The organism is Streptomyces thermocarboxydovorans, assembly GCF_039524635.1.
GTDB lineage: Bacteria > Actinomycetota > Actinomycetes > Streptomycetales > Streptomycetaceae > Streptomyces > Streptomyces thermocarboxydovorans.
This window is the reverse complement of sequence record NZ_BAAAGU010000002.1, coordinates 119,842-139,747: the sequence shown is the minus strand read 5'-3', so window position 1 is coordinate 139,747 and position 19,906 is coordinate 119,842. Positions and strand designations below refer to the sequence as shown.

The window sequence follows — 19,906 nt, the reverse complement described above, 5'->3', positions numbered from 1 at the left end:
GAGGTGGTGGCGGCGCCGACCGCGGCCCAGAGGACGGTCACGCAGCCGTTCGCCGCCTGGTTCTCGTGTCTCATGAAGCGTCGGGACGCCGGCGCCCAGCCGCTGGTTCCCCGGACCCCGGACCCCGGACCCCGGACCCCAGACCCCAGACCCCGGGCCGGGCCCTACTGCCGGTACCCGCTCAGGAACCGGCCGATGCGGCCGATCGCCGCCTCCAGGTCCTCCGCGTACGGGAGGGTCAGGATGCGGAAGTGGTCGGGGGTCGGCCAGTTGAAGCCGGTGCCCTGGACCACCTGGATCTTCTCCCGCAGCAGCAGGTCCAGGACGAACTTCTCGTCGTCGTGGATCTTGTGGACCTTGGGGTCCAGACGGGGGAACGCGTACAGGGCGCCCTTGGGCTTGACGCAGGTCACGCCCGGGATCTCGTTCAGCTTCTGCCAGGCCACGTCCCGCTGTTCGCGCAGCCTGCCGCCCGGGGCGGTCAGCTCGCGGATGGACTGACGGCCCCCGAGGGCCGCCTGGATGGCGTACTGGGCGGGCGTGTTGGCGCACAGGCGCATGGAGGCCAGCATGGTCAGGCCCTCCAGGTAGTCCTTGGCGTGCTGTTTCGGGCCGGTGACGACCAGCCAGCCCGAGCGGAAGCCGGCCACCCGGTAGGTCTTCGACAGGCCGCAGAAGGTGAGAACCACCAGGTCGGGGGCGAGGGCGGCGGCCGGGTGGTGGACGGCGTCGTCGTAGAGGATCTGGTCGTAGATCTCGTCGGCGAAGACCATCAGGCCGTGGCGGCGGGCGAGGTCGAGGATGCCCTCGACGATCTCCTTCGGGTAGACCGCGCCCGTGGGGTTGTTGGGGTTGATGATGACGACCGCCTTGGTGCGGTCGGTGATCTTCGACTCCATGTCGGCGAGGTCCGGGTACCAGTCGGACTGCTCGTCGCACAGGTAGTGCACGGCCTTGCCGCCCGCCAGGGTGGTCACCGCCGTCCAGAGCGGGAAGTCGGGGGCCGGGATGAGGACTTCGTCGCCGACCTCCAGCAGCGCCTGCACGGCCATCGAGACCAGCTCCGACACGCCGTTGCCGAGGTAGACGTCGTCGACGCCGACCTCCAGGCCCAGGGTCTGGTAGCGCTGGGCGACGGCCCTGCGGGCGGAGAGGATGCCGCGGGAGTCGGTGTAGCCGTGCGCCTGCGGCAGCATCCGGATCATGTCCTGGACGATCTCCTCCGGCGCCTCGAAGCCGAACAGTGCCGGATTGCCGGTGTTCAGCCGCAGCACATGGTGCCCCGCCTCCTCCAGCGCGTCGGCCTGCTCGATCACCGGGCCGCGGATCTCGTAACAGACCTCGTTGAGCTTGCTCGACTGCCGGAACTCCATGCGCCGCCACCTCTCAGGTCACTGGTGTTGCTTGGTTTTACCAAGTAGGCGCTTGGAAAGTCCAACAACTTGTCTAGACTGCGCCGCATGTCACCTCGCGCTCGCCGTAGCTACGACCAGTACTGCTCCGTCGCCCGTGCCCTCGACGCCGTGGGCGACCGCTGGACCCTGCTGATCGTCCGGGAGCTGCTGGCCGGCCCGCGGCGCTACACCGACCTGCACGCGGACCTCCCCGGTGTCAGCACCGACGTCCTCGCCTCCCGGCTGAGGGACATGGAGCGCGACGGGCTGTCCACCCGCCGGCGGCTGCCCCCGCCCGGTGCCGCCTACGTCTACGAACTGACCGCGCGAGGCCGGGAGTTGCTGCCCGTGCTGCAGGCGCTCGGGGCCTGGGGGCAGGACGCGCTGGGGGAGCGGCGGCCCACCGACGCCTTGCGGGCGCACTGGTTCGCCCTGCCGCTGCTGCGCTCGCTGGAGGGCGAGGGGCTGCTCGAAGTGCGGCTGGAGGAAGGGCAGTTCCATGTCCATGTCGGTGCCGAGGGCGGTCCCGTCTACGGCGACGGTCCGGCGCCCGCCGAGCCCGACGCCGTGCTGGTGCTCGACACCGCGACCTGCACCGCGATCAGCCGCGGCGAACTCCCGCTCGGCGAAGCGGTCGGCACCGGCCGGGTCGAGGTGACCGGCGAGGGCACCCTCGCCAAGCGGCTGCGGGAGAACGCGGCAGAAGGCACCGCCGGGGCGACGCCGGAGACCTGAGCGGACTGCCGGCGGCCGCTGGCAGGATGACCGGCATGACGATCATGAATGGGGCCCGGCACGAGGTCGGCGCGGCGGCCGTGGAGCGCGCGCTGACCGACATCGAGGGGCGGGCCTTCGGCCGCTGGCACCGGATGGAGTACGACTGCTACTCCGACGCCGAGTTGCGCGCCCTGCGCGACGACCTCCTGGATCACCTGGCCGCCCGCACGCTGTCCGACCCCCGGCTGCGCACCGAACGGGCCGTCATCGTCGCACGCACCGCGGCGGAGTGCGCCCTCGGCTATCTGGACCCGGCAGTTTCCCCGCCGGGGACCAGGAGATCCGTTTCCCGCTGATCGGGAAGAGCCTCAGCAGCGAGGACCACGTCTTCGAGCCCACGGTGGAGCACGCCTCCACCGCCGGCGAGCGAGCGGGCCCTGGCCGAGCGTCTGGACCAGTACCGGCAGAGCGTGTCAGCCGAGGCCGCCCCGCGCAGCCTGCTGCCGTACCGGACCGTGGCCCTGGCCGCCCTCGCGGTGCGGGTGCACGGATGGGACCTGCGGGTGCGTTCCCCCTATCTGCCGCCGGGGCTTCTCCAAGCCCCGGCTCACGCCGCATCGGTGTGAAGGGGGTTGGGCAGTTCGGTCCACAGGTCGCCGGGGGCGCGGGGTGACAGGCGCATCAGGGTGAGTGCCTTCGCCGAGATCGGTTCGTCGAGCAGCGCCGGCAGGTCCGCCGTGCGGGGCAGGTCGTCGGTCACGGCCGCCCGCAGCGCGGCCCCGAGGCGCCGTGCCGAGCCGGTGGTGCCGGCGAGCGACCCCGCCACCAGAGACCCGAACAGCTTGCGGCGCAGTACCCGTTCGTCGTCCGTGAGCATGCGGGCGGGCAGATCGGGGACGGGGATGCCGTGGAGGGTCAGCCGTGCTGGGCTCACTCGCAGGTCGGCCAGGTCCCGGTAGACCAGCCTCAGCGGCTCGCTCTCGCCGGACAGCACGACGAGGAGGTTCTGGCCGTGTGCCTCGAGGGCCACGCCCAGCTCCAGCAGCCGCAGACCGACGGTGAGCGCCAGCCGGGTGAAACGCGCCGACCAGGCGGGGGAGCCGGGCAGCCCGGTCGTCGCCAGGACGGCCACCGGGAGGACCCGTTCACCCGTCCCCGCGTACTGCTGCGGTGACTCGCGCAGCACCGCGGCGAGGTCGGGGGAGCCCGCCGCGGCCGCGCCCAGCGTGCGGGTGATGTGCAGCAGACCGCCGGTGTGCTCCGCCAACGCCTCCCCGAACCGCGACAGCTCCGCGGAGGCGATGATCGAGCCGAGCGAGATGTCCCGCACCGAGGACGTCAGCCGGGCGCTCAGCGCCGTCTTGACGTGCGGGCCGCCGCCGGGCAGCGCGAGGGTGCGCAGCGCCATCAGCGGATGCGCCCCCAGCCGCGTCTCGCAGCCGCGCTTGAGCACGTGCTCCTCCTGCCAGGGATGGACCGGGATCAGCAGCCGCTCACCGTCCCGCAGCCAGCCGGGCCAGTTGCCGCTGACCACGCATTCCCCGGCCGGCACCGGGAGCAGGCCCAGGCCGACCACCGGCCCGTGCTCGGGCGCGTAGGCCAGCTGCTCGGCCACCGAGAAGCCGGGCCGGGAGCGGCAGTTGGGGTGGAACGGGTGCCCGTCGGTCACCCGCTGCTCCCACTCCCAGTCGGTGTCCGGCCACTCGTCCGGGTGATCGTCGCCGGCCCGTGAGAGGGCCAACGAGGCGACGCTGTGGGCGAGTTCGGCCGCGAAGGCCGCCGACCGGGGTACGGCGAGATCGGTCATCAGCCGCGCCGGATCGTCGTAGTCCGTCTCCCCGAGCCGTACGACCGCGGCATACGCGTCCGTCGCGTAGGGATCCGCGCACGGGCCGTGCAGCCGGCGCCCGTCCGTCAGGTGCAGGGTGAGCCCGTCACCGCCGCGTTCCCGGCGGTCGATCCACGGCAGCGGCTCATGCGCGAGGCCCCGCCACAGCCGGGTCAGCACGGCCGCACGGGCCCCGGGCAGCTCCCGCTCGTACCGGGGCAGCAGGGCGGGCCGTACGGCGGCCAGCTCGTCGGCCACCGCGGTCTCGGCGGCGGAGGGACGGTGCACGGGCGGACTCCTCGGGGTACGCAGGGTGGACGGACGGGACGAAGGGGAGGTGCGCGGCAGACATACTGATCGTCTCCGCCCGGACAGACCGTAGGGAACCAGTGGAACGCGTTGACCGCATGCCCCCGCACGCAGACGACGACTCGGGGTTGCGCGCCGATCAGGCCGGGCGCGCCGACGCCTACGCGGCCGTGCCCCTGCTGAACAGCCTGCTGCGGGAGGTGGCCGAGCCGCTCCCCGGGGACGGCACCGGCGACCGCCGCACCTACCGGCTGCCCGGCACCGGGCGCCTGCTTCGGGTCCGGGGCAGGCGGCGCCCCACCGGACCCGAGGTGTTCACCGACGGCGCCTGGCAGCGCATCGGCCACGTCGAACTGGTGAAGCTCGCCGCCGAGGAGCTGCGCCGCCACACCGGTGTGTCCAACCACGAGCTGCCCGGCGAGATGATCGACAGCCGGGACGCGGTGGCCGCGCTGCTCGCCGCCCGCGCCGCCGCCACCCCGCCCGACGATCCCTACCTCCGCTCCGAGCAGAGCCTGGTCACCGGCCACACCCACCACCCGGCACCCAAGGCCCGCGGCGGCGGCCCCGCGGCCAGCTGGCTGCCGTACGCGCCCGAGGCGCACGCCCGGTTCCCGCTGACGCTGCTCGCCCTGCGCGAGGACGCCGTCGTCGAGGACGGCGACACCGCCGCGCTGGACCTCCTCGGCACTGCCCCGCCCGGCTACCGGCTGCTGCCCGCCCACCCCTGGCAGCTGGAGCTGGCGGCCCGCGATCTCGCCCCGGCCTTCGCCGACGGCCGGCTCCTCCGGCTCGGCACCACCCCGTTCCCGGTCTGGCCGACCGCCGCGATCCGCACCGTGTACGCGCCGGAGCTGGACCTCTTCTGCAAGTTCAGCCTCGATGTGCGCATCACCAACGACATCCGGCGGCTGTGGCGGCACGACCTGACCCGGCTGCGCGCCACCGACGACGCGGTACGCGCCGCCTTCGCCCGCTGTGCCGGGCCCGCCGTACCGGGCGCCGGCACGGCGGCCTGGCTCAGCGACCGCGGCCACCGCACCGCCGATTTCGCCTACGAGCAACTGGCCGTCGTCGTCCGGGACGGGCTGCGCGCCCATCTGCTGCCCGGCGCCACGCCGTATCTCGCCGCCGCGCTGGTCGAGGGCTTCGACGGCAGCCCGCTCCCCGCGGACACTCCCGGCCCGGACGCCTGGTGGCAGGCGTATCTGACCCAGGTGGTGCCGCCCGTGCTGGCCGTCTTCGCACGGCACGGAGTGGTCCTGGAGGCGCATCTGCAGAACACCCTGATCGCCGTGGACGGCAGCGGCACCCCCGTACAGGCCCTGTTCCGGGACGCCGAGGGCGTGAAACTCGTGCGAGGGGCTGCGGGGACACCGGGCCCGCCCGAGGTCTCCCGGGAGGCCGGCTGGGAACGGCTGGTGTACTGCCTGATCGTCAATCACCTCGCCGAGGTGGCCGCCGCCCTCGCCGACCTCCACCCCGGATTCGACCCCTGGCCCGCGGTACGTCATGAGGTCGCCCGCCACGACCTGCCCGAGGCCGCCGCCCTGCTCACCGCGCCCACCCTCCCAGGCAAGACGAACCTCCTGCTGCGCTGGACCGCCGCGGACGGCGCCGCCGCCCGCTACCGCCCCCTGCCCAACCCGCTGCGCGCGCCTGCCCCGGGCGCGCCTGCTTCAGGGGATCGTGGCCCCAGTTCATGAGCGAGTGACGCAGGTCGTGCCGGTGACATCGCCGCCCGGCCGCTGGGCGAGGTGCCGGTGGACGGTCCGCTCCGTGATCTTCTTCTTGACCCTGCCCGGCACGTCCTGCCCGTGACTGCTCCACGAGACCTTCTCGCCCCTGCTGAGGTCGTCCTTGTCCTTCTTCTCGGCCACGTTCCACTCCTTCGCCGGCACCGGAGGCCGGTCCTTCTTCAGGTTGTGGCACCACCTGCGGGACTGCATCAGGGCACGGAGGCGGCACGCGGGCGGACGCGGTCACGGCGGTAGAGGCGCTGGTCGAAGGTGACCCTCGGTTACGGCCCTCGGTTACCATGCACTCTTCGTGCCGAACGCCGGGAGTCTGGGAGATGCTGACCGAGGTCACCGCGACCCGCTATGTCGAGCCCCTGCACACCGGCGGCAGCGTGCCCGGTGTGGTCGAGACCGATGACCTGGGCACCTACGTCGTGAAGTTCACCGGCTCCGCGCAGGGGCGCAAGGCGCTGGTCGCCGAGGTGATCGTGGGGGAGCTGGCGCGGGCGCTCGGGCTGCGGTTCCCGGAGCTGGTGCTGGTGCACTTCGACCCGTCGATCGCCGGGGACGAGCCGCACCAGGAGGTGCGGGAGCTGCACGCCTCCAGCGCCGGGGTCAATCTCGGCATGGACCTTCTGCCGGGGGCGCGCGACTTCACCCCCGAGGTGGCCGAGGAGTTCACGGTCGACCCGGTGGAGGCCGGGCGGATCGTCTGGCTCGACGCGCTGACCGTGAACGTCGACCGCACCGTGCACAGCTCCAACCTGGTGCTGTGGCCGACGCTGGGCGTGGCCCCGCCCCGGCTGTGGCTGATCGACCACGGCGCGGCGCTCGTCTTCCACCACCGCTGGGACGGCAGCGACCCCGCGAAGGCGTACGACTTCCGGCATCACGCGCTCGGCCGCTACGGGCCCGATGTGCGGGCCGCCGACGCGGAACTCGCGCCCAGGGTGACCGAGGAGCTGCTGCGGTCCATCGCGGCCGAGGTGCCGGATGCCTGGCTGGCCGACGAGCCCGGGTTCGCCACGCCCGACGCGGCCCGCGAGGCGTATGTGAGCCACCTGCACGCGCGGGCGCGGGCCTCCGCCGCGTGGCTGCCGACCGACTTCCCCTCGGCCGAGGAGATCGCCGCGGAGAACGCCCTCCGCGCGGCACGGACACAACAGGGCCGCCCGGACTGGCTGAAGCAGGTGCCCGACCTGCACGGCCGGCCGGCGGTGGAACAGGACGGGACGGTGCACCTGCGATGACGACCGGCGACCGGCGCGTGGAGATCGAGTACTGCACCCGGTGCCGCCGGCTGCCCCGGGCGGCCTGGCTGGCGCAGGAGCTGCTGACCACCTTCGAGCAGGAGCTGACCGAGCTGGCGCTCAGGCCCGGCACCGGCGGCGTGTTCGTGGTCCGGGTCGGGGACGAGGTGGTGTGGGACCGGCGGGAGCAGGGCTTCCCGGAGCCCACGGCGGTGAAGCGGGCCGTACGCGACCGAGTGGCCCCGGGGAAACCCCTGGGCCACTCGGAGAAGTGAACCGCCCGAACGGCCGCGCCGGCCCTCGAGCCGCCGTCAGCCCTTGAGCTGCTCGTACGCCGGCAGGGTGAGGAAGTCGGCGTAGTCCTCGTCGAGGGCGACCTTCAGCAGCAGGTCGTGCGCCTGCTGCCAGTTGCCCGCGGCGAACGCCTCCTCGCCGATCTCCGCGCGGATGTTCGCCAGCTCCTCGGCGGCGACCTTGCGGGCCAGGTCGGCGGTGACCTTCTCGCCGTTGTCGAGGACGACACCCGCGTTGATCCACTGCCAGATCTGCGAGCGGGAGATCTCCGCGGTGGCCGCGTCCTCCATCAGGTTGAAGATGGCGACCGCGCCGTGGCCGCGCAGCCACGCCTCGATGTAGCGGATGCCCACCTGGACGGCGTTGACCAGGCCGTTGTACGTCGGCCTGGCGTCCAGGGAGTCGATGGCGATGAGATCCTCGGCCGTGACGTGGACGTCCTCGCGCAGCCGGTCCTTCTGGTGGGGCCTGTCTCCGAGGACCTTGTCGAAGGACTCCATGGCGATCGGCACCAGGTCGGGGTGGGCGACCCAGGAGCCGTCGAAGCCGTCGTTGGCCTCGCGGTCCTTGTCGGCGCGGACCTTCTCGAAGGCGACCTTGTTGACCTCCGGGTCGCGCCGGGAGGGGATGAAGGCCGCCATGCCGCCGATGGCGTGCGCGCCCCGCTTGTGGCAGGTGCGGACCAGCAGTTCGGTGTAGGCGCGCATGAACGGGGCGGTCATGGTCACCGCGTTGCGGTCCGGCAGCACGAACTTCGGCCCGCAGTCACGGAAGTTCTTGACGATGGAGAACAGGTAGTCCCAGCGGCCGGCGTTCAGCCCGGAGGCGTGGTCGCGCAGCTCGTAGAGGATCTCCTCCATCTCGTACGCGGCCGTGATCGTCTCGATGAGCACGGTGGCGCGGACGGTGCCCTGCGGGATGCCAAGGTAGTCCTGCGCGAAGACGAAGACGTCGTTCCACAGGCGGGCCTCGAGGTGGGACTCCGTCTTCGGCAGGTAGAAGTACGGGCCCTTGCCGAGGTCGAGCAGTCGCTGGGCGTTGTGGAAGAAGTACAGGCCGAAGTCGACGAAGGCGCCCGGGACCGGGGTGCCGTCGGCGTCGACGAGGTGACGCTCATTCAGATGCCAGCCGCGCGGGCGCACCACGACCGTGGCCAGCTCCTCGTTCGGGCGCAGGGCGTAGGTCCTGCCGGTGCGCTCGTCCGTGAAGTCGATGTTCCGGGTGAAGGCGTCGATCAGGCTGAGCTGGCCGAGGACCACGTTCTCCCAGGTGGGGGCGGAGGCGTCCTCGAAGTCGGCGAGCCACACCCGGGCGCCCGAATTGAGGGCGTTGATGGTCATCTTGCGGTCGGTGGGGCCGGTGATCTCGACGCGGCGGTCCTCCAGGGCCGGGGGAGCCGGGGCCACCTTCCAGGAGTCGTCCGCACGGATGGCGGCGGTCTCCGGGAGGAAGTCGAGGGTGGAGGTGCGGGCGATCTCGGCGCGGCGTTCCGCGCGGCGGGCGAGGAGCTCGTCACGCCGGGGCGTGAAGCGCCGGTGCAGCTCGGCCACGAAGGCGAGGGCCGGCTCGGTGAGGACCTCCTCCTGCCGGGGCAGGGGCTCGGCGTCGACGATGGCCAGCGGGGACGGCGCTGGTGCGGACATCAGCTGTCACTTCCTTACGCGTGCAGGGCGTGGCACCGGGTGCCAGTCGACCCGGGTACCGCTGGGAACGCCCGGAGACGGGCCGGGCCCTTCTGAGCAGTGGATAGTAGTTTCCTCATAGTGGAAGTTCAATGGTTTGTTGATGTCGAGATTCTCCGGGTCGAGCGAAGGTGGCGCTGAGTGCCACGCCGCTCACCCGGGGTGCGACTCGCTCAGGATGGGGCGGGCCGGTTCACTCAAGGTGCGCCAGGTCGGCCTCGGTGTCGATGTCGTGGGGATCGGCCACGTCCCCGCACTCGACGAGCGCGATCCGCTCCTCGTGCTCCTTCAGATAGGCGCGTGCCCCCCGGTCGCCGGCCGCAGTCGCGGCGATACCGGCCCAGTGCGCGGCGCCGAGCAGCACGGGATGCCCGCGGACCCCCCGGTAGGTGGCGGAGGCCAGCGAATCCGGTGTCTCGTACGCGGCGAGCACCCGGGCGACCGCCCGCTCGCCGATGCCGGGCTGATCGACCAGCGCGACCAGCGCTGCCCGGACACCGGTCCCGGCCAGCGACTCCAGCCCCGCCCGCAGGGAGGTGCCCATGCCCTGCTCCCAGCCGGGGTTGTCCACGAGCACACAGCCGGTCAGCGCGGCGCGCTCCCGCACCTCCTCCGCCCGCGCACCCAGCACCACATGTACGCGCGCACAGCCGCCCTCGCGCAGCACCCGCACCGCGTGCTCCACCAGCGGCCGCCCGCGGTGGGTGAGCAGCGCCTTGGGTCTCCCGCCGAGGCGGCGCCCGCCGCCGGCCGCGAGCAGCAGCCCCGCGACCGGGGCGCGTCCACCATCCGTCCCTTGTGTCGTCATGCCCCCTCCCTACCCCACGCTCGCCCGGACCCCGATGTCACGCTGCGGAGCAACTCGATGACGCAGCGGGCTGGCGCGCGGGGCACTGGGTGGCGTTTACTGACGCGCACCGAAACCGGCGGGGTGACGGAGTGCCGGGGGCGGCAAGCGCACAACGACGTGCCTGGGGGAGGACTGTGTTGCGGAGCGTGGAGCAGAGACGCGTGGCCGGCGGTCACGAGGATCCGCGGGTGACGGAGCTGCGCACGGCCGTGTCCCGGCTGTGCCGCCAACTCGCCGCCCATCCGGCGGAGTTCCCCGACCGGGGCATCGCGGAGGAGGAACTGGCCGCCCTGGACGCCATGGCGCTGAGCGGCACCCCCGACGTGCCCCGCCTGCGCCGTTCCTTACTTCTCATCGCCGCCGCGATCGGCTCCGTGAGCGCCCTGCGGGGCGCCCTCCGCGAGGTCCGCGAGGCGGTGGAACTCTTCAGCCCGTCATCCCGCAATTGACGCACACCTGTACGAGCCCTTTCGGGCGGGTGAAGCGGGGTGACCGTCGCCTACGCGGGGTGACCGCTCTCCCGTTTCAGGAAGCCTGTGTGTTTCAGGAAGCCTGTGTGCCGCCCGAGCTCGTGAGGACCTCGGAGAGTTCCGTGGCCACCTGCTGCAGGACCGGGACGATCTTGTCCGTGGCCGACTCGGTGACGCGGCCCGCCGGACCGGAGATGGAGATGGCCGCGGGCGTGGGGGAGTCGGGGACCGGGACGGCCAGGCAGCGGACGCCGATCTCCTGCTCGTTGTCGTCGATCGCGTAGCCCCGGCGCCGTACCTCCTCCAGGGCCGTGAGGAAGCCCTCCGGTGTGGTGATGGTCCTGTCCGTCGCCGCCGGCATGCCGGTGCGGGCGAGCAGGGCCCGTACCTCCTCCGGCGGGAAGGTGGCCAGCAGCGCCTTGCCGACGCCGGTGGAGTGCGGCAGCACGCGCCGGCCGACCTCGGTGAACATCCGCATCGAGTGCTTCGACGGCACCTGCGCCACGTACACGACCTCGTCCCCGTCGAGGAGCGCCATGTTCGCCGTCTCGCCGGTCTCCTCGACCAGGCGGGCGAGGTAGGGGCGGGCCCAGGTGCCGAGCAGCCGGGACGCCGACTCGCCGAGCCGGATCAGCCGCGGCCCCAGCGCGTAGCGCCGGTTGGGCTGCTGGCGGACGTAGCCGCAGGCCACCAGGGTGCGCATCAGACGGTGAATGGTGGGCAGGGGCAGCCCGCTGCTCGCGGACAGTTCGCTCAGACCGACCTCCCCGCCCGCGTCCGCCATCCGTTCGAGCAGATCGAAGGCGCGCTCGAGGGACTGCACGCCACCGCTGGGGGCGGCGGTCCGGGCGGAGTCGGTGGTGCTGGCGCTGGACGTCGGCACGGCGCGTTCCTTTCGGGACTGGCAGGAAGGGCCAAAGCCTACCCGGCAGCAGGTTGACTGCCCGTTTGTGCCTCACTACGTTCTGTGTGGCGGAATTCTATTTCCGTGTTGTGGAAATGTCCAGGGCTGCTGCCGGTGGGCTCCGGAGGGGAAGTGTGCCCTTGACGGGGCCGGAGCGGGAGTGAAGACTCCTTCAACAGAACGTTGAATTTCGCCAGGTGGAAAACCGTCAGATGGAGGGCCACCGAGCGGGAAACCCGCCGGGCCAGGCGGGAATCCGCTGGGCCAGGCGGGAATCCGCCGGGCGGCCACCGCGAACAGGTCAGGAGGGTCCGGGTGTCCGACGCCGAACTGGTGCTGCGCTCGACGCGTGTCATCACCCCCGAGGGGACGCGCCCCGCGACCGTCACGGTCGCCGGCGGCACGATCACCGCCGTCGGCCCGCACGACGCCCCCGTGCCGGCCGGCGCCCGCCTGGAGGACCTCGGCGACGACGTCCTGCTGCCCGGCCTGGTCGACACCCACGTGCATGTCAACGACCCCGGCCGCACCGAATGGGAGGGCTTCTGGACCGCCACCCGAGCCGCGGCGGCCGGCGGCATCACCACGATCGTCGACATGCCGCTCAACTCGCTCCCGCCCACCACGACCGTCGACCACCTGCGCGTCAAGCAGAAGACCGCCGCCGACAAGGCGCACATCGACGTCGGCTTCTGGGGCGGCGCCCTGCCCGGCAACCTCGCGGACCTGCGCCCGCTGCACGAGGCCGGTGTCTTCGGCTTCAAGGCGTTCCTGTCGCCGTCCGGCGTGGACGAGTTCCCGCACCTCGACCAGGAGCAGCTCGCCCGCTCCCTCGCCGAGATCGCCGCCTTCGACGGGCTGCTGATCGTGCACGCCGAGGACCCGCACCGCCTCGCCGCCGCCCCGCAGCAGGGCGGACCCAGGTACGCCGACTTCCTCGCCTCCCGTCCGCGCGACGCCGAGGACACCGCCATAGCCCACCTGGTGGCGCAGGCGAAGCGTTTCGGCGCCCGCGTGCACATCCTGCACCTGTCCTCCGGTGACGCGCTGCCGCTGATCGCCGAGGCGAAGGCCGAGGGCGTGCGCGTCACCGTGGAGACCTGCCCCCACTACCTGACCCTCACCGCGGAGGAAGTCCCGGACGGGGCCAGCGAGTTCAAGTGCTGCCCGCCCATCCGCGAGGCCGCCAACCAGGACCTGCTGTGGCAGGCGCTGGCCGACGGCACCATCGACTGCGTGGTCACCGACCACTCCCCGTCCACCGCCGACCTCAAGACCGACGACTTCGCCACCGCCTGGGGCGGCATCTCCGGCCTCCAGCTCAGCCTCGCCGCCGTCTGGACCGAGGCCCGCAGGCGCGGCCACACCCTCGAGGACGTGGTGCGCTGGATGTCCGAGCGCACCGCCCGCCTGGTCGGCCTCGACGACCGCAAGGGCGCCATCGCCCCGGGCCGTGACGCCGACTTCGCCGTCCTCGCGCCCGACGAGACCTTCACCGTCGACCCGGCCGCCCTCCAGCACCGCAACCGTGTGACCGCCTACGCGGGCAGGACCCTGTACGGCGTCGTCAGGTCCACCTGGCTGCGCGGCCGGCGCATCGTCGCCGACGGCGAGTTCACCGCACCGCAGGGCCGGCTGCTCACCCGCACCCGCTGACGACGCCCAGAAGACGAAAGGCAGGAACACACCACCGTGACGGCGATCGAGACCTTCACCGGCGACGCCAGCCCTTACCAGGGCGGCGACCCCTACGCGGACTACCGCACCGCCGACTTCCCCTTCACCCACTACGCCGACCTCGCCGACCGCCGCCTCGGCGCCGGTGTCATCGCCGCCAACGACGAGTTCTTCGCCCAGCGGGAGAACCTTCTGCTGCCCGAGCGCGCCGAGTTCGACCCCGAGCACTTCGGCCACAAGGGCAAGATCATGGACGGCTGGGAGACCCGCCGCCGGCGCGGCCGCTCCGCGGACCATCCCTGGCCGGCCGAGGACGACCACGACTGGGCGCTGATCCGCCTCGGCGCACCCGGCGTGGTCCGCGGGATCGTCGTGGACACCGCCCACTTCCGCGGCAACTACCCGCAGGCCGTGTCCGTCGAGGGCACCTGCGTGCCCGGCTCCCCGTCACCCGAGGAACTCCTCGGCGACGACATCAAGTGGACCACCCTCGTCCCGCGCACCCCGGTCGGCGGCCACGCGGCCAACGGCTTCGCCGTCTCCGTCGAGCAGCGCTTCACCCACCTGCGCCTCAAGCAGCACCCCGACGGCGGCATCGCGCGCCTGCGCGTCCACGGCGAGGTCGTCCCTGACCCCGCCTGGCTCCAGGCCCTCGGCACCTTCGACGTCGTCGCCCTGGAGAACGGCGGCCAGGTCGAGGACGCCTCGAACCTCTTCTACTCACCGGCCACCAACACCATCCAGCCGGGCCGCTCCCGCAAGATGGACGACGGCTGGGAGACGCGCCGGCGCCGCGACCGGGGCAACGACTGGATCCGGTACCGGCTGGTCGAGCAGTCCCGGATCCGCGCCATCGAGATCGACACGGCCTATCTGAAGGGCAACAGCGCCGGCTGGGCGTCGGTGTCCATCAGGGACGGCGAGGACGGCGAGTGGGTCCGGGCCCTGCCGCGCACCCGCCTCCAGCCCGACACCAACCACCGTTTCGTGCTGCCCGAGCCGGTCACCGGCACCCACGCGCGGCTGGACATCTACCCCGACGGCGGCATCTCCCGGCTGCGCCTGCACGGCTCGCTCACGGAGACCGGCGCCGGTCGCCTGACGGCCCGTCACCAGGAGCTGGGCGGCTGACCTTTGACGAAGTTCTGGAAAACTGACTGACCCTCACCGGGTCGTTGGGCGGCCGACCCGCATCGCTGACCGGTTGCGTGAGAAGGTCACGGTGCGGGCGGTCGCCGTGCGGCATCGCGGCCAGGCGCGCGGGCACGGGGAAGCCGGTTCCCGGCGCCCGCGCCTACCGCTTCTCCTCGGCCCCCACCGTGATGAACACCTGCTGCAGGGAGCGGCAGGCGCCGTCGAGATGGTCGCGCATCCGGGCGATCGCCTCGTCGGCGTCTCCGGCCTGGAGCGCCTGCAGTATCCGGCGGTGCTCGGCGACGATGCGATCGCGTCCCAGGGTGTGCCGGGTCTGCACCATGCACAGATGTATCTCGCCCTTGATGCCCCGGTACAGCCGGCTGAGCCGGGGGCTGCCGACGGCATCGATCAAGGACTGGTGGAAGCGCAGATCCGGTTCGACGAAGGCGCTGTGCGGCGCGTCCTCCGCCAGCCGGTCGAGGTCCTCGAGCGCGCGCTCGGCGGGGCCCACGGGCACGGTGCCGCGCTCGAGCAGAACCCGCACCACCTCGGTCTCCAGCGGAGTGCGGACCAGGAAGAGATCCTCGACGTCCTCACGGGTCAGGCGGGGCACATAGGCGGCCTTGTTGGCCTCGCGGTGCAGGAGTCCCTCGTACACCAGGGCGGTGATGGCGCTGCGGGCCGTAGGGCGGGAGACACCGTACTCATTCGCGATCTCGGTCTCGGCGAGGGTGGTGCCGGGCGGGATCTGCCCGTCGAGCACGCGGTCGCGCAGTGACGCGGCGAGGGCCTCGACGACCGAGACCGTGGACAGCCTGAGGGCGGCGTCCTGGGCCATGAACACCTCCGTGAAGGGACGGCCTCATTCTCCCATATGTCAGGTCAGACCCGTTGATGGACAGGGGTCATTGTCTGACAATCGCCGGACAGCGTGAAACGGGGGCCGTGCAGAGGCGCCCGTTGAGGCGAGGAGCTCGCCATGGCCGACTCCCCTTTATTGCCGTTGCCGATCGTGTCGGCGGCCCGGTCGCCGGGTCGCCCCGGAGGCGTGCGCTGTGTGCCGCGCCGTCCCTGCCGCTCGGCTGAGTCCGCCCCACGTCGCGGCTCTGAATCGCCATCTGTGACCCGCGAGCATGTCGTGCCGGATCCATTGACAGACAGGAGTCATTGTCAAACAATCAACCCGCCCTGAGGAGTGACGGGGGCCACAAGCAGCCCATCGAGAGAGGCAAGGATCTGCCATGACCGGTTACCAACAGGTTTTCGACCCTGTCGCCGGATCCCTGGGGTGGAGCGCGCTGTGCGCCGCACTTCCCCTGGTCACGCTGTTCGTACTGCTGGGCGGTCTGCGCTGGAAGGCATGGCAGGCCTCACTGGTGGCGCTCGCCGCAGCCCTCGGCGTCGCCGTCTTCGCCTACGAGATGCCGGTGGGCCAGGCGGCCCTGGCGGCGGGGGAGGGAGCCGCCTTCGGTCTGTTCCCGATCATCTGGATCGTGCTGAACGCCCTGTGGATCTACAAGCTGACCGAGCTCACGGGCTGGGACGCGGTGCTGCGGCGGGCGTTCGGCTCGCTCTCGGACGACCAGCGCGTCCAGGCCGTGATCATCGCCTTCTGCTTCGGCGCGCTCCTCGAGGCGCTCGCCGGCTTCGGCACCCCGGTCGCGGTCTCCTCGGTGATGCTGATGGCGGTCGGGCTGCGGCCCATGAAGGCGGCGGCGGTCTCGCTGGTGGCCAACACGGCGCCCGTGGCCTTCGGCGCCATCGCCGTCCCGATCACCACCCTTGCCAAGATCACCGGGCTGGACGCCGCGGACCTGGGCGCGATGGTGGGTCGTCAGACGCCGCTGCTGGCCCTGTTCGTGCCGCTGGTGCTGGTGTTCATGGTGGACGGCAGGCGCGGTGTGCGGCAGACCTGGCCGGTCGCCCTCGTCGGCGGATTCGGCTTCGCCGCCGCCCAGTTCGTCAGCGCCAACTTCCTCTCGTACGAGATCGCCGACATCGTCGCGGCCTTCGCCGGCGCCCTGGCCGTCGTGCTGATGCTGCGCGTCTGGCAGCCCAAGGAGACGCTGGCCGCGCGGGCCGAGACACCGGCCGCCGTCAGCGGTGGCTCCGCAGGCACGGGCGGCGCCACGGACTTTGGCTCCGACTCCGGCTCCGGGGGCTCCGGCTCCGGGGACGCGGGCTCCACGAACGCGGGCTCGACCGGCGCGAACTCCACGGACGCGGACCGGCGCAGGCGCACCGGTGAGGGATCCGCCCTGATGGCGTTCGCTCCCTACCTCGCCGTGGTCGTGCTGTTCGCGGTGGCCACCTTCGGACCGGTGAAGACCTGGCTGGACGCGCACTCGGGGTGGAAGTTCGCCTGGCCCGGCCTGGACGTGACCGACGGCTCCGGCAAGCCGCTGGCCTCCGCGACCTTCACCTTCAACCTGCTCAACGCCGGCGGCACGATCCTGCTGCTGGCCGGTCTGATCACCGCCGCGCTCTACGGCATCGGCGTCATGCGGGGCGTGCGGGCCTACGGCGACACCGTGCGCCAGTTCCGCTGGACCGTGGTCACGGTCATGGCGGTCCTCGCCCTGGCCTACGTGATGAACATGTCCGGCCAGACCGTCACCCTCGGCCTCTTCCTGGCCCAGACCGGCGCGGCGTTCGCCCTGCTCTCTCCCATCGTCGGCTGGCTGGGTGTCGCCGTCACCGGCTCCGACACCTCCTCCAACTCCCTGTTCGGCCTGCTGCAGCTCACCGCCGCCCAGAAGACCGGGATGTCCCCCTATCTGCTCGCCGCGGCCAACACCACCGGTGGCGTGCTGGGCAAGATGATCTCCCCGCAGAGCCTGGCCATCGCCGCCGCCGTGGTCGGGCTGGAGGGCCGCGAGGGCGAACTCTTCCGGCGGGTGGTCGGCTGGGGCCTCGGCCTGCTCGCCGCGATCTGCCTGCTGATCTACCTGCAGTCCACCCCGGTGCTGGACTGGATGGTGGTGCGCTGATGGACCGCACGGACCTGGCCCGGGACCTGGCCGCCATCGTGGGGCCGGACCACGTACGGGTGGACGACGGCGCGCTGGCCGCCTACGCACGCGACGCCACACCGCTCTTCCACTCCCTGCCGCAGGCGGTGGTGCTCCCCGGCAGCACCGAGGAGGTCGCCGCCGTCCTCAAGTACGCCACCGAGCGGGCCGTCCCGGTCGTGCCCCGCGGCGCCGGCTCCAACCTGTGCGCCGGCACCGTGCCGCTGACCGGCGGCATCGTCCTGGCCCTGACCCGGCTGGACCGCATCCTGGAGGTCAGCTCCGAGGAGCTGCTGGCCCGCGTCCAGACCGGGGTGACCACGGCCCGGCTCGCCGACGCCGCGGCCCAGGCCGGGCTGCTCTACGCGCCGGACCCCGGAAGCCGCACCGTGTCCACTGTCGGGGGCAATGTGGCCACCTGCGCCGGCGGTCTGCGTGGGCTGAAGTACGGAGTCACCCGCAACTATGTGCTCGGCCTGGAGGCCGTGCTGCCCACCGGTGAGATCATCCGCACCGGCGGGCGGCTGTGGAAGGACGTGGCCGGATACGACCTGACCCGGCTGCTGACCGGCTCCGAGGGCACCCTGGCGGTGATCACCGAGGTCACCGTGGCCCTGCTGCCCGCACCCGCGGAGACCGGCACCGGCGTCGCCTACTTCGCCTCCCTCGCCGACGCCTCCCGGGCCGTGGCGGATGTCATCGCCTCCGGCATCGTCCCGGCCACGCTGGAGTTCCTGGACCGCAAGTGCATCTCCGCGGTCGAGGAGTTCGCCGGGCTCGGCCTGCGGCAGGACGCCGGGGCACTGCTGCTGTTCGGCGACGACGGCGATGCCCGGGCCGTGGCCACCAACCTCGGCCGCATCCAGGAGGTGTGCGGCCGGGCCGGTGCGCTGGAGGTCACCCTCGCCGAGGACGTGGCCCGCGCCGACGCCCTGCTGGCCGCCCGGCGCTGCTCGCTGCCGGCCCTCTCCCGCCTGGGCTCGGTGACCATCCTCGAGGACGCCACCGTGCCCCGGCACCGGCTGGCCGAGATGGTCGACCGCATCGACGAGATCGCCGCCCGCCACGATCTGACGATCGCCACCTTCGGGCACGCGGGGGACGGTAACCTCCACCCCACCTGCGTGCTCGACCCCGACGACCACGAGGCCGTCGACCGCGCCCACGCCGCGTTCGCGGAGATCTTCGCCGCCGCCATCGCCCTGGACGGCACCATCACCGGCGAACACGGAGTGGGCGCCGCCAAGCTGCCGTATCTGGCCGACCGGCTCGGCGCCGACCAGGTCGCACTGCTGCGCCGCATCAAGAACGCCTTCGACCCGGCAGGAATCCTCAACCCCGGAAAGCTCGGCTCATGACCGATCCCACCAACGACCACGGCGCCGGGCCGGAGAAGAACGACCACGGCGCGGGGCCGGAGAAGAACGACCACGGCGCGGGGCCGGAGAAGAACGACCACGGCGCCAGCCCGGAGAAGAACGACCACGGCGCGGGGCCGGAGAAGGGCCGCGGCATCTTCGACAAGGACCTGCTGGACCGGTGCATCTCCTGCGGTTTCTGTCTGCCGGCCTGTCCCACCTACGCCCTGACCGGCGAGGAGACCTCCTCGCCCCGCGGCCGCATCACCCTGATGCGAGCGCTGGAGACCGGCCGCCTCGACGAGGACGATCCGACCCTCGCCGAGGAGTCGTCCTTCTGTCTGGGCTGCCGTGCCTGCGAGACCGTCTGCCCGGCGGGCGTGGAGTACGGGCTGCTGCTGGAGCAGTGGCGCGACCACCAGTGGCGTGGCCGCCACCGGCCCTGGCTCGCCCGCCTCCTGATGGCCCTGGTGTCACGCCCCTGGCTGCTGCGGCTCCAGGGCCTGGTACGGCGCCACGCCCGCGCCGGGGACAGCCCCGCCGGGAAGCCATCGGAGACACAGACCGCGGAAGAGCCCGCGTCCCTGATGCTCGGCTGCGTCGAACGAGGCCTGTACCCGAAGGTCTCGCGCGCCGTCCAGCAGCTGTGCCCCGAGGTCACCGTCCCGCCCGGGCAGGGCTGTTGCGGTGCGCTGCACGCCCACAACGGCGACTCCCGCACCGGCGCGGAGCTGGCCGAGGCTCTCGGCGAGCGGCTGCCCGGCACCATCGTGACCACGGCCGGCGGCTGCGCCGCCCATCTGGCCCACCACCTCGGCCGGGACCGGGTCCGGGAGCTGAGCGAGTACCTCGACCGGGACGGCCACCGGCCCACCGGTCAGGTCACGGTCGACGGGCGCAGGGCCAGGGCCACCCTCCAGGACTCCTGCCATCTGCGGAACGGGCTCGGCGTGAGCCGTCCGCCCCGTGACCTCATCGCCGAGGTCGCGGACTTCGTCGAACTGCCCGGCGCGGACCGGTGCTGCGGCGCCGCCGGCACCTACTCCCTGCTCCGGCCCTCCGACAGCCGTGCCGTGCTGGACCCGAAACTCGAGGATCTGGACCACATGGACGTCGACTTCATCGTCGCCGTCAACCCGGGCTGCCTGCGGCAGCTCCAGCAGGGACTGCGCCGCCGCCGCTCCCGGGTGCGCGCCGTGCACCTCGCCGAGTTCCTCGTGATGGCGGGCGCACCCGGCGCCGTGGGCGAGACCGGAGCTCAGGAGCCCTGAGAAAGCCGATGCCCA

General features: G+C 72.4%; 19 protein-coding genes. 12 read left to right on the top strand and 7 right to left on the bottom strand.

What is annotated here, in order from left to right; genetic code table 11:
- Positions 1-164: 164 nt before the first annotated feature.
- Positions 165-1,373: a pyridoxal phosphate-dependent aminotransferase gene (locus tag ABD198_RS01565; RefSeq protein WP_343997454.1), complete on the bottom strand. Its 1,209-nt coding sequence runs from the start codon at positions 1,371-1,373 to the stop codon at positions 165-167.
- An 87-nt stretch (positions 1,374-1,460) separates the two neighbouring features.
- On the opposite strand from ABD198_RS01565, the gene ABD198_RS01560 reads away from it, so the two are divergent.
- The 3 genes from ABD198_RS01560 (at position 1,461) to ABD198_RS01550 (ending at position 2,737) form a co-directional block, all read left to right on the top strand.
- A complete protein-coding gene (locus ABD198_RS01560) occupies positions 1,461-2,129 on the top strand; it encodes a winged helix-turn-helix transcriptional regulator (RefSeq protein ID WP_343997453.1) in 669 nt (222 codons plus the stop codon).
- Between the two features lie 35 nt (positions 2,130-2,164).
- Positions 2,165-2,467 carry a hypothetical protein gene (locus ABD198_RS01555; RefSeq protein ID WP_343997452.1) on the top strand — a complete coding sequence of 101 codons (303 nt, stop codon included), beginning with the start codon at positions 2,165-2,167 and terminating at the stop codon, positions 2,465-2,467.
- Between the two features lie 81 nt (positions 2,468-2,548).
- Entirely contained in the window at positions 2,549-2,737 is a 189-nt protein-coding gene (locus ABD198_RS01550) for an Imm49 family immunity protein (RefSeq protein WP_343997496.1), read from the top strand.
- Here ABD198_RS01550 and ABD198_RS01545 read toward each other — a convergent pair.
- Positions 2,719-4,227 carry an IucA/IucC family protein gene (locus ABD198_RS01545; RefSeq protein WP_343997450.1) on the bottom strand — a complete coding sequence of 503 codons (1,509 nt, stop codon included), beginning with the start codon at positions 4,225-4,227 and terminating at the stop codon, positions 2,719-2,721. The two genes, ABD198_RS01550 and ABD198_RS01545, sit on opposite strands and share 19 nt — an antisense overlap.
- Before the next feature lie 119 nt (positions 4,228-4,346).
- Between ABD198_RS01545 and ABD198_RS01540 the strand changes: the two genes are divergently transcribed.
- Positions 4,347-5,954, top strand: a complete 1,608-nt coding sequence (locus tag ABD198_RS01540) for an IucA/IucC family protein (protein ID WP_343997449.1) — start codon at positions 4,347-4,349, stop codon at positions 5,952-5,954.
- Here the strand turns inward: ABD198_RS01540 and ABD198_RS01535 are convergent.
- Positions 5,949-6,197, bottom strand: a complete 249-nt coding sequence (locus ABD198_RS01535; RefSeq protein ID WP_343997447.1) for a hypothetical protein — start codon at positions 6,195-6,197, stop codon at positions 5,949-5,951. The genes ABD198_RS01540 and ABD198_RS01535 overlap by 6 nt on opposite strands.
- Before the next feature lie 125 nt (positions 6,198-6,322).
- Here ABD198_RS01535 and ABD198_RS01530 point away from each other — a divergent pair, with 125 nt between their 5' ends.
- Both ABD198_RS01530 and ABD198_RS01525 read left to right on the top strand, forming a co-directional pair.
- Positions 6,323-7,237 carry a HipA family kinase gene (locus ABD198_RS01530; RefSeq protein ID WP_343997446.1) on the top strand — a complete coding sequence of 305 codons (915 nt, stop codon included), beginning with the start codon at positions 6,323-6,325 and terminating at the stop codon, positions 7,235-7,237.
- Positions 7,234-7,512, top strand: a complete 279-nt coding sequence (locus ABD198_RS01525) for an Rdx family protein (RefSeq protein ID WP_343997445.1) — start codon at positions 7,234-7,236, stop codon at positions 7,510-7,512. Before ABD198_RS01530 ends, ABD198_RS01525 begins: the two co-directional genes overlap by 4 nt.
- A 36-nt stretch (positions 7,513-7,548) precedes the next feature.
- On the opposite strand, the gene aceB is transcribed toward ABD198_RS01525, so the two are convergent.
- Complete coding sequence (gene aceB / locus ABD198_RS01520) at positions 7,549-9,174, bottom strand: malate synthase A (RefSeq protein ID WP_343997444.1); 1,626 nt, start codon at positions 9,172-9,174, stop codon at positions 7,549-7,551.
- A 232-nt stretch (positions 9,175-9,406) separates the two neighbouring features.
- The gene (locus tag ABD198_RS01515; protein WP_343997443.1) at positions 9,407-10,021 is read right to left on the bottom strand and encodes a nucleotidyltransferase family protein; all 615 of its coding nucleotides are present in this window, start codon (positions 10,019-10,021) and stop codon (positions 9,407-9,409) included.
- Positions 10,022-10,200: 179 nt separating this feature from the next.
- Here ABD198_RS01515 and ABD198_RS01510 point away from each other — a divergent pair, with 179 nt between their 5' ends.
- Positions 10,201-10,512, top strand: coding sequence for a DUF5955 family protein (locus ABD198_RS01510; protein ID WP_343997442.1), 312 nt, complete (start codon positions 10,201-10,203; stop codon positions 10,510-10,512).
- A gap of 94 nt (positions 10,513-10,606) precedes the next feature.
- Here ABD198_RS01510 and ABD198_RS01505 read toward each other — a convergent pair whose 3' ends face one another.
- Positions 10,607-11,416, bottom strand: a complete 810-nt coding sequence (locus ABD198_RS01505) for an IclR family transcriptional regulator (protein ID WP_343997441.1) — start codon at positions 11,414-11,416, stop codon at positions 10,607-10,609.
- Between the two features lie 336 nt (positions 11,417-11,752).
- Here ABD198_RS01505 and allB point away from each other — a divergent pair, with 336 nt between their 5' ends.
- Together allB and alc are read left to right on the top strand one after the other, a co-directional pair.
- Positions 11,753-13,093, top strand: a complete 1,341-nt coding sequence (gene allB / locus ABD198_RS01500; RefSeq protein ID WP_343997440.1) for an allantoinase AllB — start codon at positions 11,753-11,755, stop codon at positions 13,091-13,093.
- 36 nt (positions 13,094-13,129) lie between these two features.
- Positions 13,130-14,245, top strand: coding sequence for an allantoicase (alc, locus tag ABD198_RS01495; RefSeq protein ID WP_343997439.1), 1,116 nt, complete (start codon positions 13,130-13,132; stop codon positions 14,243-14,245).
- Positions 14,246-14,408: 163 nt separating this feature from the next.
- On the opposite strand, the gene ABD198_RS01490 is transcribed toward alc, so the two are convergent.
- On the bottom strand, positions 14,409-15,089 hold the full coding sequence (locus ABD198_RS01490) for a GntR family transcriptional regulator (protein ID WP_343997438.1): 681 nt from the start codon (positions 15,087-15,089) through the stop codon (positions 14,409-14,411).
- Positions 15,090-15,492: 403 nt separating this feature from the next.
- Between ABD198_RS01490 and ABD198_RS01485 the strand changes: the two genes are divergently transcribed.
- The 3 genes from ABD198_RS01485 to ABD198_RS01475 are packed head-to-tail and all read left to right on the top strand — an operon-like array spanning position 15,493 to position 19,891.
- Positions 15,493-17,241, top strand: coding sequence for an L-lactate permease (locus ABD198_RS01485; RefSeq protein WP_343997437.1), 1,749 nt, complete (start codon positions 15,493-15,495; stop codon positions 17,239-17,241).
- On the top strand, positions 17,241-18,620 hold the full coding sequence (locus ABD198_RS01480; protein ID WP_343997436.1) for an FAD-binding oxidoreductase: 1,380 nt from the start codon (positions 17,241-17,243) through the stop codon (positions 18,618-18,620). Before ABD198_RS01485 ends, ABD198_RS01480 begins: the two co-directional genes overlap by 1 nt.
- Positions 18,617-19,891 carry a (Fe-S)-binding protein gene (locus tag ABD198_RS01475; RefSeq protein ID WP_343997435.1) on the top strand — a complete coding sequence of 425 codons (1,275 nt, stop codon included), beginning with the start codon at positions 18,617-18,619 and terminating at the stop codon, positions 19,889-19,891. Before ABD198_RS01480 ends, ABD198_RS01475 begins: the two co-directional genes overlap by 4 nt.
- The last annotated feature ends 15 nt before the right edge of the window (positions 19,892-19,906 follow it).

Bases quoted from the DNA above. Each gene is read 5' to 3' on its own strand.
- ABD198_RS01530 (WP_343997446.1), top strand. From the start codon at position 6,323: ATGCTGACCGAGGTCACCGCGACCCGCTATGTCGAGCCCCTGCACACC.
- ABD198_RS01565 (WP_343997454.1), bottom strand. From the start codon at position 1,373: ATGGAGTTCCGGCAGTCGAGCAAGCTCAACGAGGTCTGTTACGAGATC.
- aceB (WP_343997444.1), bottom strand. From the start codon at position 9,174: ATGTCCGCACCAGCGCCGTCCCCGCTGGCCATCGTCGACGCCGAGCCC.
- ABD198_RS01560 (WP_343997453.1), top strand. From the start codon at position 1,461: ATGTCACCTCGCGCTCGCCGTAGCTACGACCAGTACTGCTCCGTCGCC.
- ABD198_RS01480 (WP_343997436.1), top strand. From the start codon at position 17,241: ATGGACCGCACGGACCTGGCCCGGGACCTGGCCGCCATCGTGGGGCCG.
- ABD198_RS01515 (WP_343997443.1), bottom strand. From the start codon at position 10,021: ATGACGACACAAGGGACGGATGGTGGACGCGCCCCGGTCGCGGGGCTG.
- ABD198_RS01540 (WP_343997449.1), top strand. From the start codon at position 4,347: ATGCCCCCGCACGCAGACGACGACTCGGGGTTGCGCGCCGATCAGGCC.
- ABD198_RS01555 (WP_343997452.1), top strand. From the start codon at position 2,165: ATGACGATCATGAATGGGGCCCGGCACGAGGTCGGCGCGGCGGCCGTG.
- ABD198_RS01525 (WP_343997445.1), top strand. From the start codon at position 7,234: ATGACGACCGGCGACCGGCGCGTGGAGATCGAGTACTGCACCCGGTGC.
- ABD198_RS01485 (WP_343997437.1), top strand. From the start codon at position 15,493: ATGACCGGTTACCAACAGGTTTTCGACCCTGTCGCCGGATCCCTGGGG.
- ABD198_RS01535 (WP_343997447.1), bottom strand. From the start codon at position 6,197: ATGCAGTCCCGCAGGTGGTGCCACAACCTGAAGAAGGACCGGCCTCCG.
- ABD198_RS01490 (WP_343997438.1), bottom strand. From the start codon at position 15,089: ATGGCCCAGGACGCCGCCCTCAGGCTGTCCACGGTCTCGGTCGTCGAG.
- ABD198_RS01475 (WP_343997435.1), top strand. From the start codon at position 18,617: ATGACCGATCCCACCAACGACCACGGCGCCGGGCCGGAGAAGAACGAC.